At 69.5% G+C, this 16,100-nt stretch carries 14 protein-coding genes; 6 read left to right on the top strand and 8 right to left on the bottom strand.

All coding sequences use genetic code 11. The annotated features are described in order from the left end of the window. Positions 1 to 137 precede the first annotated feature (137 nt). Positions 138 to 1,301, top strand: coding sequence for a glutamate--cysteine ligase (locus G5T42_RS14095; protein ID WP_165129434.1), 1,164 nt, complete (start codon positions 138 to 140; stop codon positions 1,299 to 1,301). 88 nt (positions 1,302 to 1,389) lie between these two features. On the opposite strand, the gene G5T42_RS14090 is transcribed toward G5T42_RS14095, so the two are convergent. The 3 genes from G5T42_RS14090 to G5T42_RS14080 form a co-directional block, all read right to left on the bottom strand. After that, positions 1,390 to 2,004 carry a DUF559 domain-containing protein gene (locus tag G5T42_RS14090; RefSeq protein WP_241245838.1) on the bottom strand — a complete coding sequence of 205 codons (615 nt, stop codon included), beginning with the start codon at positions 2,002 to 2,004 and terminating at the stop codon, positions 1,390 to 1,392. A 477-nt stretch (positions 2,005 to 2,481) separates the two neighbouring features. Then, positions 2,482 to 4,047: a signal recognition particle protein gene (gene ffh, locus G5T42_RS14085; RefSeq protein ID WP_165129432.1), complete on the bottom strand. Its 1,566-nt coding sequence runs from the start codon at positions 4,045 to 4,047 to the stop codon at positions 2,482 to 2,484. Positions 4,048 to 4,079: 32 nt separating this feature from the next. Continuing rightward, on the bottom strand, positions 4,080 to 5,099 hold the full coding sequence (locus G5T42_RS14080) for a TetR family transcriptional regulator (RefSeq protein ID WP_165129431.1): 1,020 nt from the start codon (positions 5,097 to 5,099) through the stop codon (positions 4,080 to 4,082). A gap of 114 nt (positions 5,100 to 5,213) precedes the next feature. On the opposite strand from G5T42_RS14080, the gene lipB reads away from it, so the two are divergent. Next, the gene (lipB, locus tag G5T42_RS14075) at positions 5,214 to 5,852 is read left to right on the top strand and encodes a lipoyl(octanoyl) transferase LipB (RefSeq protein ID WP_165129430.1); all 639 of its coding nucleotides are present in this window, start codon (positions 5,214 to 5,216) and stop codon (positions 5,850 to 5,852) included. After that, positions 5,849 to 6,847, top strand: coding sequence for a lipoyl synthase (gene lipA / locus G5T42_RS14070; protein WP_165129429.1), 999 nt, complete (start codon positions 5,849 to 5,851; stop codon positions 6,845 to 6,847). The genes lipB and lipA overlap by 4 nt, the downstream gene beginning before the upstream one ends. 36 nt (positions 6,848 to 6,883) lie before the next feature. Here the strand turns inward: lipA and G5T42_RS14065 are convergent, their stop codons facing one another. The 5 genes from G5T42_RS14065 to smc form a co-directional block, all read right to left on the bottom strand. Continuing rightward, positions 6,884 to 7,321 (bottom strand): MSMEG_6728 family protein, encoded by a 438-nt coding sequence (locus tag G5T42_RS14065; RefSeq protein ID WP_165129428.1) that lies wholly within the window; start codon positions 7,319 to 7,321, stop codon positions 6,884 to 6,886. Positions 7,322 to 7,344: 23 nt separating this feature from the next. Beyond that, positions 7,345 to 7,845 carry a DUF2004 domain-containing protein gene (locus G5T42_RS14060; protein WP_165129427.1) on the bottom strand — a complete coding sequence of 167 codons (501 nt, stop codon included), beginning with the start codon at positions 7,843 to 7,845 and terminating at the stop codon, positions 7,345 to 7,347. Between the two features lie 69 nt (positions 7,846 to 7,914). After that, positions 7,915 to 8,787: a signal recognition particle-docking protein FtsY gene (gene ftsY, locus G5T42_RS14055; protein ID WP_165129426.1), complete on the bottom strand. Its 873-nt coding sequence runs from the start codon at positions 8,785 to 8,787 to the stop codon at positions 7,915 to 7,917. A 41-nt stretch (positions 8,788 to 8,828) separates the two neighbouring features. Next, complete coding sequence (locus tag G5T42_RS14050) at positions 8,829 to 9,503, bottom strand: hypothetical protein (protein ID WP_165129425.1); 675 nt, start codon at positions 9,501 to 9,503, stop codon at positions 8,829 to 8,831. Then, on the bottom strand, positions 9,500 to 13,021 hold the full coding sequence (gene smc, locus G5T42_RS14045; RefSeq protein WP_165129424.1) for a chromosome segregation protein SMC: 3,522 nt from the start codon (positions 13,019 to 13,021) through the stop codon (positions 9,500 to 9,502). Before smc ends, G5T42_RS14050 begins: the two co-directional genes overlap by 4 nt. Positions 13,022 to 13,521: 500 nt before the next feature. On the opposite strand from smc, the gene G5T42_RS14040 reads away from it, so the two are divergent. From G5T42_RS14040 to G5T42_RS14030, 3 genes are all read left to right on the top strand, one after another. Further along, entirely contained in the window at positions 13,522 to 13,785 is a 264-nt protein-coding gene (locus G5T42_RS14040; RefSeq protein WP_165129423.1) for a hypothetical protein, read from the top strand. 75 nt (positions 13,786 to 13,860) lie between these two features. Next, positions 13,861 to 14,949: a GNAT family N-acetyltransferase gene (locus G5T42_RS14035; RefSeq protein WP_165129422.1), complete on the top strand. Its 1,089-nt coding sequence runs from the start codon at positions 13,861 to 13,863 to the stop codon at positions 14,947 to 14,949. Continuing rightward, positions 14,942 to 16,042: a GNAT family N-acetyltransferase gene (locus tag G5T42_RS14030; protein ID WP_165129421.1), complete on the top strand. Its 1,101-nt coding sequence runs from the start codon at positions 14,942 to 14,944 to the stop codon at positions 16,040 to 16,042. Before G5T42_RS14035 ends, G5T42_RS14030 begins: the two co-directional genes overlap by 8 nt. Positions 16,043 to 16,100: the final 58 nt, after the last annotated feature.

Below are 16,100 nucleotides of genomic sequence, written 5' to 3'. Positions count from 1 at the left end.
AAGCTCTGAAGGGAGGACCTGTCGCTGGATAGAGGGTCGAGCGGAGGGTCCGACCCTCTATTCTGCCAGATCGCGGAGTGTGTCGCGAACCACCTCGGTAACGCCGTGTCGCGGCATCCGCATGCAAAACTGTGCCCATGACGGTGCCTTTCGCGACATCCGCCCGGTCCTCGGTGGGACTCGAATGGGAGCTCATGCTCGCGGACGGCGAGTCGGGAGACCTCGTGCCGAGGGCGCCCGAGATCCTGCCGGCGCTCGAGGAGTCGACGGCGCTCGAGCGCTACACCGTGACCGGCGAGCTCCTCACCAACACCGTCGAGGTGACGAGCGGGATCGGGGCGACCGTCGCTGCGGCGGTGGACGACATCGCCGACGCGATCGCCGCGATCCGTGCCGAGACGACTCCTCGTGGGATCGAGCTCCTCTGCGCCGGCAGCCACCCGTTCGCCCAGTGGTACGACCAGGGCATCACCGACAAGACGCGGTACCACAAGCTCATCGAGCGCACCCAGTGGTGGGGACGCAACATGATGATCTGGGGCATTCACGTGCATGTCGGCGTCGAGGACGTGAACAAGGTCTTCCCCCTCATCAACGCCCTGTCGATCTACCTTCCCCACCTGCAGGCGCTCTCCGCCTCCTCGCCCTTCTGGGCCGGCGAACGCACGGGTTACGCGTCGAACCGGGCGCTGGTGTTCCAGCAGCTGCCGACGGCGGGGCTCCCCTGGCCGCTGCAGGACTGGAGCGAATTCGAGTCGTACCTCGACGACATGGTCCGCACCGGTGTGATGGCCGACGCGACCGAGGTGCGGTGGGACATCCGCCCGGCCCCTCGCTGGGGCACGATCGAGGTGCGCGCGTGCGACGGCATGTCGACGCTCCCGGAGCTCGCCGCCGTTGCCGCGCTCGTGCAGGTGCTGGTCGAGCACTTCTCCCGGCAGTACGACGAGGGCCGCGAGCTTCCGTCGATTCCGCCGTGGTTCGTCCGCGAGAACAAGTGGCGCGCGGCCCGCTACGGACTCGACGCCCGGATCATCGTCGACGCCGAGGGCACCCAGGCACCGGTGCGGGAGCATCTGGCCGAGACCATGGATGAGCTCGCCGAGATCGCGGTGGAGCTCAAGTGCGCCCGCGAGTTCGCCGGCCTCGACACGACCCTGTCCCAGGGCGCCTCGTATGCGCGTCAGCTGCTGGTGGCCGACGCCGCCGAGGGCGACCTCCGCGAGGTCGTCCAGCACCTCATCCGCGAGTTCCGCGCCGGCCCCACGCTGCGCGAGCACCTCTCCCAGCTCGCCCACTGACCCTGCACCCCGGGGCGCTTTAGGAGCGTAGGAGATCGACCGAGCGTAGGAATCCGCGGCACAATCGGTCCTACGTCGGCACCCTTTCCTACGCTCGCGAGGCAGCCGCACGGTGGAGGTCCTGTGCGACGGCCGTCAGAACCGTCCGTTCGACCATCGGCCAGTCGAACATCACCTGCTGGTAATCGAAGCGAAGCACCGTGTAGCCGCGGAGCGCGAGCCCCGCGTCCGCCGAGATATCTCGTCGGCGGTCTCGCGCCGAACTGTGGTGCTCGAAGCCGTCGATCTGTGCCACGAGTAAGTCACCGATGAGGAAGTCCACGGGATGATCGTCGATCCACACCTGCTGACGGATGGGAAGGCCGAAAGGCTCCAGTCGGACGCGGAAGATCGTCTCGATGCCCGAGTCACTCAAAACTGAGCACGCGTCTGCAACCGCCCGAGCCTGCGAACTCGCCCAGTGGACACGCCGAAGCACGTCCATGCTGATTGCACCCCTGCGCAGCGCCGACTCCCACACGGTGAGTGCGGCCTCGCGCGGTGCGCACTCCGCGACATGAAGGAGGACGTTCAGGAGCGGGTCGATGACGGCGTAGGCGCTTACGGGTGCTGGGCCGAGCGACCAGTGCGCCACGAAACCCGCCCGGGGAACTCGGGATGCCGTGGGCTTGACGGCGATGTGCAGGTCGTCATGCGGCGGCACCCAGAGCCCATGATGCGCCGCCGCAGTCACACAGCTCACCCGGCCGCCGGCCGAGACCGCGCGAACGACATCCGCGTCGACTCCCGGCACGGTCAGCCAAGAGCGCCGGACGCGCGACACTGCACCACTCCGGACCGCCGAGATCATGCTCTGGGTCGAGAACCCCGCCGCTCTTGCCTCGGCGCTGTGCGCGATGCCACCTCGGAGCGACAGCCAAGAGGAGAATTCCGCGGGTCGAGGCATCCATCCACCATGTCTGACCGCGCCTGCGAGGACGCACTCCGCCCTCGCACCTGTGCACGATGGACCACCGGCCCTACATGTGGAGGTGACGGTGCGGTTCGCGAGCGGAGGACTTCGAGCGACGGTAGGAGTAACGCGTCGCTTTCAGCCCTTACGTACGCTCCACGTCCTACCTTCACGAAGGCGAGACGGATGCCGGCTGCCCCGTCCAACCCGCGCTGCGGGAGAGGCGGGTCAGCCGCGGCCGAGCATCTTCTGCAGCTCGGCCAGGTCGGCCTCGGTCGGGCCGCCCTTCGCGCCGCCGCCGAGACCGAAGCCCGATCCCGTGGGGGCCTCGGCGGCCTGAGCCGCGGTGCCGGCGTTCTCGGCTGCGCGCTTCGCGGGGTTGCCCGACCGGGAGCCCGAGCGGGACTTCTGCTGCTTGCCGCGCTTGGACGAAGCGCCGGGGCGACCGGCGCCCGGCACCGGGCCCATTCCGGGGATGTTCGGCACACCGCCGCGGGCGACGGTCTTCATCATCTTCGCGGCCTGCTCGAACCGCTGCACGAGCTGATTGACGTCGGTCACCGTCATCCCGGAGCCGCGCGCGATGCGCAGGCGACGCGAGCCGTTCAGCACCTTCGGATTGCGGCGCTCCCCCGGCGTCATGGAGCGGATGATGGCCTCGGTCCGGTCGATCTCGCGCTCGTCGAAGTCGTCGAGCTGCTGCTTCATCTGACCCATGCCCGGGAGCATCCCGAGCATCTTCTTCATCGAGCCCATCTTCTTCATCTGCTGGAGCTGCTCGAGGAAGTCCTCGAGCGTGAACTGCTCCTTCGCGAGCTTCTCGGCGACCTTCATCGCCTCTTCCTCGTCGAACGCGGCCTGGGCCTGCTCGATGAGGGTGAGGATGTCGCCGAGGTCGAGGATGCGCGACGCCATGCGGTCGGGGTAGAAGGGCTCGAGGTCGTCGAGGTTCTCGCCGGTCGAGGCGTAGATGATGGGCCGCCCGGTTACGGATGCCACGGACAGCGCCGCACCGCCGCGCGCGTCGCCGTCGAGCTTGGACAGCACGACACCCGTGAAGTCCACGCCCTCCTGGAACGCCTTCGCGGTGTTGACGGCGTCCTGGCCGATCATCGCGTCGATGACGAAGAGCACCTCGTCGGGGTTCGTGGCCCGGCGGATGTCGGACGCCTGCTTCATGAGCTCGGCGTCCACGCCGAGGCGGCCGGCCGTGTCGATGATGACGATGTCGTGCTGCTGACGGCGCGCGATCTCGACGCCGTCGCGGGCGACCTGGACCGGATCTCCGACGCCGTTGCCCGGCTGCGGCGCATACACGGCGGCGCCGGCCTGTCCCGCGACGACCTGGAGCTGGTTGACGGCGTTCGGTCGCTGCAGGTCTGCGGCCACGAGAAGGGGCGTGTGGCCCTCCTTCTCGAGCTGCTTCGCGAGCTTCCCGGCGAAGGTCGTCTTGCCCGAGCCCTGGAGGCCCGCGAGCATGATGACGGTGGGCGGGTTCTTCGCGAACTGCAGGCGGCGCTGCTCGCCACCGAGGATGCCGACGAGCTCCTCGTTGACGATCTGGACGACTTGCTGGGCCGGGTTCAGCGCCTTGCTGACCTCGTCGCTCAGCGCGCGCTCGCGCACCTTCCCGGTGAACTCCTTCACGACGGGAAGCGCGACGTCGGCGTCGAGCAGGGCGCGGCGGATCTCGCGCACCGTGCCGTCGACGTCCGCGGGCGTGAGCTTGCCCTTGGTGCGGAGGTTGCGGAAGGTCTCGGTGAGACGATCGGAGAGCGTGCCGAAAGTAGCCATGATCCCCCGATTCTACGGGCCCGTCGCCGAGCTCAGGATTCGTCGGCGCCGGCCGGCGCTTCGGGGCCGAGCTCCTGGAACAGCGTGATCTGCAGCCCGGCGGGCGCGCGCAGCCGCGAGTTGAGTGAGCGCCAGGGCGTCAGACGAGCGGATGCCTCGAGCTCCGCGCCCGCCGCGACGAGCCGGTCGGTCGCACCGGCGGTGTCGTCCACCTCGAACGCGATGCGGATCGGCTCGCTCGGGGCATCGCCGTCCGTCTCCACGCGGTCGATGAGAGCCACCTGGCCCGCGTTCGACAGCTCGAGGGTCGCCTCTCCGGCGGCGAGGATCGTGACTCGCGCGTCACCCTCCCCCTGATACGACTCGCGCTCGACCAGTCCGAGCTCATCCCGGTAGAACGCCAGCGCGGGCTCGAAGTCCTCGGCGCGCGCGACCACGCGAAGCTGCCGTACGGGCATGGGCAGGGTGCGCGCTGCGGCGGCCAGCCCGCGCGCGAGCGACCCGGCGAGCGGTGCCCGGCCGGCCCCCTCCCGGGCCCAGGCGTCGATCGCCGCGAGAACGGCTCCGCCATGCGCGGCGCCCGCGACGTCGGCGTCGAGCGCGTCGACCCCGGCTCGCCGCAGGCGCGCAGCCACGGCGGCGGCGATCCGCGACCGGCGGACGGATGCCTCGCGCTCGAGCTCCGCCTCGAGCCCCATCGCGCTCGTGTTGACCAGGGCGAGGGCGAGGCTGTCGGGCGTGAAGCCGTTGCCGAGGGCGGTGAGGGCGGCGACGACGGCGGCCGAGGCATCCGTCACCGAATCGGTCGGCCCGTCGACACGCTGCAGAGTCTCTTCGAGCGCCGCGATCCGCTCGTCCAGTCCCGCCCACAGGACGTCGGACTTCGACCCGAAGTAGTTGAAGAAGCTCGACCGGCTGACGCCGGCGCGGGAGGTGATGTCGGCGATCGACGTCTGCTCGAACCCCTGCTCGAGGAAGAGCTCGCACGCGGCCTCGGCGAGCGTCTCACGGGACGAGGCGCGCGGACGTCCGGTTCGGGGCTCGGTGCTCATGAGTCCACGGTATCCGTCGAAGGCGACGACGGCCCGGCCGCCCGAAGGCGTATTGTTGGACGCGATCCAACAACTGGCCGGATCCGACCGAGTCGCCACAAGCGAAGGAGCACCGTGCTCGACATCCTCACTCCCGGGTTCTCCCCCGATTACGTGCCGTACCTCGACGGCTGGGCGCTCCAGCGACGCGTTCACGCAGAGATCGTCGCCGGGGAGCGTGCCGACACGCTCATCCTGCTCGAGCACGAGCCGGTCTACACGGCGGGGGCTCGCACTGCCCGCCACGAGCGCCCCACCGACGGCACTCCGGTCGTCGACGTCGACCGTGGCGGGAAGATCACGTGGCACGGCCCGGGTCAGCTCGTGGGCTATCCGATCGTGCGCCTGCCGGAGCCGGTCGACGTCGTCGCGCATGTGCGGCGGATCGAGGGTCTCCTCATCGACGTGCTCCGCGAGTACGACATCGACGGATACCGCGTCGAGGGCCGCAGCGGAGTATGGGTGCGCCGCCCGCTGGGCGAGGACAAAGTCGCGGCGATCGGCGTCCGCGTGCAGCGCGGCGTCACGATGCACGGCTTCGCGCTCAACTGCGACAACACTCTCGCGGGCTTCCGCGGGATCATCCCGTGCGGAATCACGGATGCCGGGGTCACGACCATGAGCGAGATCGCCGGTGCCGACATCTCCCCCGTCGACGTCGTCGACTCGATCGTCCGCGCGTTCGAGGGCGAGTACGCGGGGGCCGTCGCGTGAGCGCCGCCGTCCCCGAAGGCCGCAAGCTCCTGCGGCTAGAGGTGCGCAACGCGCAGACCCCCATCGAGCGCAAGCCCGAGTGGATCAAGACGAAGGCGAAGATGGGGCCCGAGTATCAGGCGCTCCACTCGCTCGTGAAGACCGAGGAGCTGCACACGGTCTGCCAGGAGGCCGGCTGCCCGAACATCTACGAGTGCTGGGAGGATCGCGAGGCGACCTTCCTCATCGGCGGCTCGCAGTGCACGCGCCGCTGCGACTTCTGCCAGATCGACACGGGCAAGCCCGCGGACTACGACACGGACGAGCCGCGGCGCGTCGCCGAGAGCGTCCAGCGCATGCGGCTGCGGTACTCCACCGTCACCTGCGTAGCCCGTGACGACCTCGCCGACGGCGGGGCGTGGCTCAACGCCGAGACGGTCCGGCAGATCCACGCGCTCAACCCCGGCACCGGGGTCGAGCTGCTCGCGACCGACTTCAACGGCGATCCGTCGCTCCTGGGCCAGGTGTTCGATGCGCGCCCCGAGGTCTTCGCCCACAACGTCGAGACAGTGCCTCGGATCTTCAAGCGCATCCGGCCCGCATTCCGCTACGAGCGGTCCCTCGACGTGCTGACTCAGGCGCGCGACGCGGGCCTCATCACGAAGTCCAACCTCATCCTCGGCATGGGCGAGGAGCCCGAAGAGGTCGTCCAGGCGCTGCAGGATCTGCACGATGCCGGCACGGACATCATCACGATCACGCAGTACCTCCGCCCGACTCCGCGCCACCTGCCCGTGGCGCGCTGGGTCAAGCCCGACGAGTTCGTGGCGTTCAAGGAGGAGGCCGAGCGCATCGGCTTCCTCGGCGTGCTGGCCGGTCCGCTCGTCCGCTCGTCCTATCGCGCGGGCCGGCTCTGGGCTCAGTCGATGATCTCGAAGGGCCGCGACATCCCTCCCCACCTCGCGCACATCGCGCAGGACGTGCACGCAGAGCGAGGCTTCGCTCAGGCGGTGTGAGAAGCCGGCGCGCCGATGACGTCGCGCGGCCCGAACTCAGAAGGCCGGAGCGGGCCAGATGTAAGGAAGGTCGTCCGGAATGCCGCCGAAGAGGGGGCGATAGAACTCCGGGTCCTTTCGGACGAGGTTCGACCGGTGCGAGAGGTGGAACGCCTCGTCGCCGATCCACGCGGGCATGTCGAGCTCGTCCTGAGGGACGCCGTCCACTCCGGGCGCGAACTCGAGGAGCTGCGGGCGCACCGTGTCGGGCCGGCCCTGGGCGGTCCAGGCATCCGTCATCGCCAGACCGTACGCGACCAGCGCGGGAAGGTAGCCACGCCACATCTTGGCGGCCGGGTGGTGCCGCCACCCGTAGTTGGGAACGGTGTTGGCACGCAGCAGCTGCAGCGTCTCGACGCGCTGTTTGCCCAGGCGCGAGCGATCGAGAGCGGCGGCCGACTCGGCGAACGAAGGGTAGGGCAGGAAGGTCTGCACGGGTTCCTGAGTCTGTCGAACGGCTAGTCGGCGCTCGTGACCGAGAGCACGTCCCCGTCGGAGCCGAGATTGACCAGCAGGACGTCGTCGGTCGCATCGGGGTCGAGCGCGTACTCGAGCACCGCGAACGGGTCCGATCCGCCGTGCTCATCGGCCAGGATCGTCATGCTCATGAGCTGCAGCGAGCGGATGACGTCGATGTGCAGGTCGCCCGAGATGTCGACGAGCATGTCTTCGATGTCTTCGCCGAGCGTCTCCTGCTGCTGCAGGATGTACTCCGTCACTTCGCTCGTGCGGTCATCGAGCTCCGAGACCATGGCGTTCCGGGCGCTGCGATCGATCGCTTCGAGCGACGACACGAGTCCCGCGGCGACGTCGAGCGCAGCCTCCGAGACGTCGTCCTGGTCCGGCGCCGTCAGATCGACGGTCACGCTCTGATCGCCGAGTTCGACGTTCTCAGACCAGAAGATCGACCCGTCCGGCCCGGACTCGAGGAGTCCGAAGAAGTCGTGCTCGATCGCCATGAACCCATGAAACCAGCCTCGTGGGTCGGGCGGTAGTGGCGACGCTCCGGATGACGACGAAACGGGTGATCAGTCCACGAGGGATGCCGCGAACACGTGCGGAGTGAAGCCCGTCAGGTCGCCGATCCCCTCGCCCTGACCGAGCAGCTTGACCGGAATGCCGGTGCGCTCCTGCACCGCGAGGACGAATCCGCCCTTGGCCGAGCCGTCGAGCTTCGTGATCACGAGACCGGTGACACCGGCGTGCTCGAGGAACGCCTGCGCCTGCATGACGCCGTTCTGGCCCGTCGTGGCATCGAGCACGAGCAGCACCTCGCTGATCGGCGCCTGCTTCTCGATGACGCGCCGGATCTTCGTCAGCTCGTCCATGAGGCCGCCCTTCGTGTGCAGGCGGCCGGCGGTGTCGACGAGCACGATCTCTGTGCCTGTGCGCTTGGCGTAGTCGATCGTCTGGAAGGCGACGGATGCCGGGTCCTGACCCTGCTGCTGCGGCCGCACGATCGTCGCGCCGCCGCGCTCGGCCCACGTCGCGAGCTGATCCACGGCGGCGGCCCGGAACGTGTCGGCTGCCCCGACGACGACCGATCGCCCGTAGCGCTGCAGGAACTTCGCGAACTTGCCGATCGTCGTCGTCTTGCCGACGCCGTTGACGCCGACGACGAGCACCACCGCCGGGCGCTCCGTGAGCCGGAGAGTCGTGTCGAACTTCGCGAAGTGCTCCTCGAGCGTCTCCTTGAGCATGCGCTGCAGGTCCCGCGGATCGGTCGTGCGGTAGCGCTCGACCTTCTCCCGCAGCTCGTCCACGATCCGCTCCGTGATGTCCGGGCCGAAGTCGGCCGTCAGGAGCGCCGTCTCGAGGTCGTCCCACGTCGTCTCGTCGATCGTCGGCTTCACGAACATGCCGCGCAGCGCGCGACCGAGCGACCAGGAGCTCTCTGCCATGCCTCCAGCCTATGGGCGCGTCGACGCGGCCTGCGCCGCGCTCAGCCCGCGGGCTTCTGCGAGAAGACGAGCTGGAACGCGTTCGGGTCGGAGCTGAGCAGCGACCACATCGCCTGCACATTCGTCGTCGCCGGGCACCGGAGAGTGGCGACGAAGCCTTCGCCGAGCGCCGAGAAGGCGCGGGCGGCAACGAGATACGTCGTCGCGGTCTCTTCGTCGGCTCCCGCGACGGCGCGGGTCTGGACGAGCTCCGACGGCGTGCGGAAGGGCGCCGCATCGTTCTGCACGAAGCCGGCCACCTCGTCCGCGGTCGTGCCGAACTGGGCCGCCAGGAGCTCGTCCGACAGCGCCGAGTCGTCACCCCCGGCCGAGGTGTCGCCGAGCGGTCCGTGCCAGTAGCCGACGATGCAGCCGGTGCGATCGCTCTTGTACGACCACGAGCCGTCGCCCTCGTCCGCCGTGAGCACCGAGTAGCCGTCCGCGCCCGCGAGCGGATCGGCCCACACCGCGGTCTGAGACGGATCGAGCAGATCGCCGTCTTGGAGGGTGATTTCGACGGTCGGCGACGCGGAGCCGGACGCCGTAGGCGTGGCGGACGGGATCGGCGTGGCGGAGGAATCCGGAGGGAGCGCCATCGTGCAGCCCGTCAGCGTGCCGAGCAGTGCGAGCACGACGGCGGCCGTGACGGGAATGCTCCGCACTCGCCGACGGCTCACGACGCGACGCGCTCCCCGACGCGCTGGCCGACGACGGCCGAGACACCGTCCTGACGCATCGAGACGCCGTACAGGGCGTCGGCGATCTCCATCGTGCGTTTCTGATGGGTGATGACGATGAGCTGGCTCGATTCGCGCAGCTGCTCGAAGACACCGAGGAGGCGCCCCAGGTTGGCGTCGTCGAGCGCCGCCTCCACCTCGTCGAGGATGTAGAAGGGGCTGGGGCGCGCCTTGAAGATCGCGGTCAGAAGAGCCACGGCTGCGAGCGACCGCTCACCGCCCGACAGCAGCGAGAGCCGCTCGATCTTCTTGCCCACGGGTCGCACCGCCACCTCGATCCCGGTGGTGAGGGGATTGTCCGGGTCGGTGAGCGAGATGCTTCCCGTCCCTCCGGGGAACAGGATCGGGAACACGTCGCCGAAGGCGGTCCTGGTGTCCTCGAAAGCCGCGAGGAAGATCGTCTGCATCCGCTCGTCGAGCTCTTCGATGATCGTGAGCAGGTCTTTGCGTGTCTGCGTCAGGTCGGCGAGCTGCTCGGTCAGGAACTTGTGGCGCTGCTCGAGGGCCGCGAACTCCTCCAGGGCGAGCGGATTGACACGTCCGAGCTGGGAGAGCTTGCGCTCCGCCTCCTGAAGCCGCCGGCGCTGCCGGCCGCGGTCGAAAGGCTCGGTCGCCTCCTCATCGTTGTCCGATTCGACCGGAATCGGCTGGTCCGGCCCATATTCCGAAACGAGAATGCTCTCATCGAGGCCGAGCTCGGAGCCGACGCGCTCGAGCAGGCTGGTGACGTGCAGGCGCTTCTCGTGGATCTGCAGCTCGAGCCCATGGACGCTCTCGGTGAGGCCGGCCAGTCGTTCACGGGCCCCGGATTCCTGGACCCGCAGTTCGGCCAGTTCCTGAGTGAGCGCGGTGCGAGCGCTCTCGGCGGTTGCGAGGTCTAGGCGGGCCTGGGTGACGGACCGGTCCACCGAGTCGAGGAGCGGTGGCAGTTGGGCGGTGACGTCGGCGGCGATCTCCCGCTGTCGGCGACGGATGACCGCGCGCCGTGCCGCTTCGGCCGCCGCCTCTCGCTCCCGTTCGCGCTGGCGCTCGAGCTGTACGACGCGGGCCTCTCCGGCGCGCACGCGCTCGCGCAGCGTCTCGACGTCGAGCCGTGTGCGCATCTCGCCCTCGCGCGAGGCTTCGAGGGCCGCGAGCAGGCCGTCACGCGCCGAGGCGTCGAGAATGGGCCGAGGCGCCTCGAGTGCGAGCGTGAGCTGCTCCTCGGCGACGCGCGCCGAACCCGCCGCATCCTCGACCGCCGCCTGCGCCTGGGCGAGGCCGGCCGCGAGGCGATCGCATTCGGCGATCGCCGCCTCGTGGCGCACCGTCGCCCGGTTGACCTGCTCGGCGTGTGCGGCGAGAGCCGCATCGTGCGCCCGCAGCGTCTCGAGCGCCGCCTTCGTCCGCTGCCGCGCGCCTTCGAGCTCGCGCACCTGGTCGGCAAGGGCCTCGCGCAGGGAGTCCGCGATCACGGTGATCTCGGTGAGGCGCTGGGTCGCGGCGTCCCGTTCGGCCGCAAGCTCGAGGCGGGAGCGACCCTGACCCGATCCGGCTCGTACGGTGTGCGCCGTGACGACCTCGCCGGCACGGGTCACGACCGTGACGGTTCCTCCGCCCGACGAAGCCGCAGCCTGCTCGGTGATCCGGCGGGCGGCGTCGAGATCGTCGGCGATGAGAGCCTGCGCCAGGATCCCGACGACGCCGTCGGGCGCGGTGATGACGTCCGCGGCAGCGACCGCACCGTGTATCGCCGCAACCGGCGTCGGGGCGCGCGACGCACGCGCGATCGCGATGTCGACGACGCCCAGGTCGCCGTCGCGGGCGATTGCCGCCACCCCGAAGGCGTCGTCGGCCGTCTCGACGAGCACACCCTCCGCGAGGGGGCCGAGCACGGCGGCGATCGCCGCTTCGTAGCCCGCCTTGACCTTGATCGCGTCGCCGATGAGTCCGCGCACGCCCGCTCCGCCGCGCGCGACGATGTCAGCGGCCGCGTTGCGCACATCGAGTGCCCGGCTGAGCGTCTTCGTCTGCGCCGTCAGCGAGTCCAGTTCGCGCTCGGCGGCGTGCAGCCGCTCCCGCAGGGCGCCGACCTCGGTTTCGGCATCCGTCGCCTCGCGTTGCGCGCGCTCGTACGCCGCGGCATGCTCTGCCGACGTCCCCTCGGCGACGAGGTCCGGGTCGATGCCCGCAAGCGTCTCCTCCGCCTCGGCCCTGCGGGCGAGTGCCGCATCGAGCGCCTTCTGCTGGCGCTCGACCGCCGTGCGGACGGCGGCGAGAGCGGATGCCGCGGCCTCCGCGGTTCCGCGGAGCGCGGTGATCCGCATGTCGTGCTCCGATACGAGAGCGCTCTGCGCCGCGATGTCGGCATCGAGGGCGTCGAGCTCGGCGCGCGCACGCATAACCTCGCGTGCCGCCTCAGCCGCAGCATCCTGAGCGTCGCCCAGACCGCCCGCGATGTCGTCGATCTCGGCGCGCGCCTCGTCGATCGTGGCTTGAGACACGGTCGTGTGAGCCCCGGGGTCGTCGCCGTCGCCCTCGCTGAGAAGCGCGAGGCGCTGCCCGGCCAGCGTGTACAGGCCACGGATGCGCTCCTGCACGCGCTCGAGCTCGAACGCCACCTTGCGGGCCCTGTCGACGGCTTCGGACCGCTGGTCGGCCTCGAGCACCTCGATCCGGGCGCGCACGTTGTCGAGCTGATCCTGCAGCACGAGCCGCTCGGCGTGGCGCTCCTGCTCGCTGCGCGTGTGGTCGGCCAGCTCGGTGCGCAATCCGACGAGCTCATCGGCGAACAGGCGCGCCTTCGCGTCGCGCACCACGGCGGCGATCGTCGCGGCCTCACGGGCGATCTCGGCCTGGCGTCCGAGGGGCTTCAGCTGGCGGCGGAGCTCGCCGGCGAGGTCGCTGAGGCGCATCAGGTTCGCCTCCATCGCCTCGAGCTTGCGGATGGTCTTCTCCTTGCGCCGCCGGTGCTTGAGGATGCCGGCGGCTTCCTCGATGAAGCCGCGACGCTCTTCGGGCGACGCCTGCAGAACGCTGTCGAGCCGGCCCTGACCCACGATGACGTGCATCTCACGGCCGAGGCCGGTGTCGCTGAGCAGCTCCTGCACATCGAGGAGGCGGCACGTCTCGCCGTTGATCGCATACTCGCTCGCGCCGTTGCGGAAGAGCGTGCGGCTGATGGTGACTTCGGAGTACTCGATGGGGAGCACCCCGTCGGCGTTGTCGATCGTCAGCTGCACCTCGGCGCGTCCGAGCGGACCGCGGGTGGCCGTTCCGGCGAAGATGACGTCTTCCATCTTCCCGCCGCGGAGGGTCTTCGCGCCCTGCTCGCCCATCACCCACGCGAGGGCGTCGACGACGTTGGACTTGCCCGATCCGTTGGGACCGACGATGCAGGTCACACCCGGTTCGAAGGCGAAGGTCGTGGGCTGCGCGAACGACTTGAACCCTTTGAGCGTCACGCTCTTCAGGTGCATGGACGAGCCTCCGCGACGGCCGATGGATATCCCGACAACCGTACCTGAAGGGTCCTCTCCGACCGTGGAGGCGGGCCGAACGGAAGCATGCCGGAGCTCGATGCGGCCGGCTGGTCCGGGAGGCGCGACACGCCCGGCGACACGCCGTTTCTGAGAATTCGCTTGACGCCCCATCCGAATCTGCGCTAGCGTCGCTGATCGCGTCAGAAGTCGAAAGGAGGTCGCCATGATCATGCACATGACTGCTACCGGCAATGCGCCGGCACCCGCCAACCCGCGCGGTGGAATCTTCTGTGCTTCGGCGACCGGCTCCTTCTACGCCTTCGTCCCCACGGCCGGCTGACCCGCCGCTCTCGGGAGAACTCTGCCCTCGGGCAGGCTGATCCGGCGATCCTGCCTGCGGCGCATCTCTGCGCCCGCTTCGCCCACGCCCCTCTCGAGCGCCATCCGCGCTCCCCCGGCGTTCCGACCCTTCACTCCTTCGAACGAAAGACACCACCATGTCAAAGCTCCTCGTGGATGTCCGCACTCTGGACCTCCATCCGCCCACCAATGTCCCGGCTCTGCCGGCATCCGCTCCCGTCGGCCTCGTCGATCGCACTTCGCTGCGGCTCGGCCTCTGGCTGCTCCTGCGGAGTGCGGACCGCGCGAACCTTCGCGCCGACCGCGCCCTGCGCTCCCGTGTCCTCGAGACCCACCGTGGTCTCGAGGCCCGCGAGCACGCTGCACTGCGGCGGCTGCACCTCGTGCAGCCGCACGCCTGACGGTGTGCGGCCCGCACCGGGCCGCACACCGCCCCACCCGACTTCACCACGACCACTTCTGACGAGGAACCCATCATGAGCACCACCACGATCACCGGCGTCGAGTTCCGGCCGCTGACCATCCCCGATTCCATCGACTCGCCGGACGCGGGCGACTTCATCGAGATGGTGAACGTGCGCAATCGCATCTACACCGAGATCTCCGGTCACGCCGATCACGCCATCGCCGCCGACGAGCTTCTCCCCCACTACCGTCCCGACAAGTACGAGGTGCGGCACATGTGGGTGGTCCTCCGGGACGGGGTCATGATCGGCCGCGTCGGCGCCGACATCCCGCAGCACGAGGGATCGAAGAACCTCTTCTGGCTCATCGAGCTCGTGCGCGAGGCGCAGGGCCAGGGCATCGGATCGGCCGCGTACCAACTCGTCGAGCAGACCGCTCGCGAGAGCGGCCGCACCGTCCTGCAGTCCTGGGCCGAGCACCCCGCCGGACCAGGACCGCGCATCGAGCCGCCGACCGGCTTCGGCTCCATCCCCGAGGACCATGTCGCGCGCTTCTACCTGCACCACGGCTACACGCTCGAGCAGGTGGAGCGGAACAGCGCCCTCGATCTGCGCGGGTCGTTCGGCCAGATCGAGCGGCTCCTCGCCGAGGCGCGCGAGGCGTCGAAGGACTACCGCGTCGTCCAGTGGTCGCCGCCGACTCCTCCCGAGTTCGCGGAGAGCTACGCCTGGATGAAGTCGCGGATGGCGACCGACGCTCCGGCGGCGGGGCTCGAGTTCGACGAGGAGGCGTGGGATGCGGCCCGCATCGCACGCCACGACTCGCTTTACACCGACGCCGGACGGCTGCTTCTCGTCACCGCTGCGCAGCACATCGAGACCGGTGAGTTGTGCGCATTCAACGAGCTCGTCATCGGCAAGGACCGCACCGAGGCATCCCATCAGGAGGACACCCTCGTGCTGAAGGAGCACCGCGGTCACCGGCTGGGGATGCTGGTCAAGTGCGCGGCACTGCTCTCCTGGCGTGAGATCGCGCCGGAATCTCCCCGCATGATCACCTACAACGCAGAAGAGAACCGCCCGATGCTGGACATCAACGAGGCGATCGGCTTCGTCCCGATCGCCTACGAGGGCGCATGGAAGAAGGTGCTCGATGACTGACGTCGCCACATCGCAGCTGACCGTCGGCCGGATCGTCATCCCCGCGACGGTGGATGCCCCGGACGCCGGCCCGTTCCTCGACATGGTCCGGCTCGCCAACGCGGTGTGCCTGCACGACACGGGCCACGACGACCTGCACCAGGAGCCCGACGAGGTGCTCGGGTTCTGGCAAGACCAGGCCGACTGGGCGCAGACCGGATTCTGGGCGGAGCGCGATGGCGAGATCATCGGAGCCGTGACCCTGCGCTACTCGCAGGAGGAGGGCACCAAGACGCTCGACTTCGACCTCATGGTCGACCCGGACCGCTGGGGCGAAGGCGTGGAGGAGGCGCTCCTCGCCGCGGCCGAGGAGGAGGCGCGCACGCTGGGGCGAACCATCATCCAGACCTGGACGCTCCACCGTCCGGGGGGCGAAGGTCCGACCATGCAGCCGTCGACGGGATGGGGTTCCGTGCCCGCCGACGACCGCCAGACCGTCTTCCAGCTGGCGAGCGGGTTCACCCTCGAACAGGTCGAGCGCAACAGCGCGTTCGATCTGCGCGGCCCGTTCGACCTCGTCGAGACGATGCTGGACGAGGCCGTGGCGTTCGCAGGCGACGACTACCGGGTCGTGACGTGGACGGCGCCGCCCACTCCCGATGAATACCAGGACGGCTACGCCTACGCGATCTCCCGGATGTCGACCGACGTGCCCCAGGGCGGGATGGTGATCGAGGAGGAGAAGTGGGATGCCGAGCGCGTCCGCCGCCGCGACGCGCGTCTGGCCGCACAGGGCCTCCTGGTGTCGGTCGCCTGCGTACAGCACGTGCCGACCGGGGTCATCGCGGCGTACAACGAGCTCGTGATCTCAGCGGACGACCATACCGCCGTTACGCACCAGTACGGGACGCTCGTGCTCAAGGAACACCGCGGGCACCGTCTCGGCACGATCGTGAAGTGCGCCAACCTCCTCCGGTGGCGTGAGATCGTGCCGGAGTCGCCCCGCGTCTCGACGTTCAACGCCGAGGAGAACCGGCACATGCTGAACATCAACGAGGCGATCGGCTTCGTGCCCGTCTCGTACGCCGGCGCGTGGAAGAAGGTGCTCGCCTAGCCATCGTGGATGGATGCCGCGCCCCACCCTCGCCGGGGCGCGGCATCCGCCTCCGGCC

Source organism: Microbacterium sp. 4R-513 (assembly GCF_011046485.1).
Classification (GTDB): domain Bacteria; phylum Actinomycetota; class Actinomycetes; order Actinomycetales; family Microbacteriaceae; genus Microbacterium.
The sequence above is the reverse complement of the archived record's forward strand: the minus strand, read 5'-3'. Positions and strand labels throughout refer to the sequence as shown.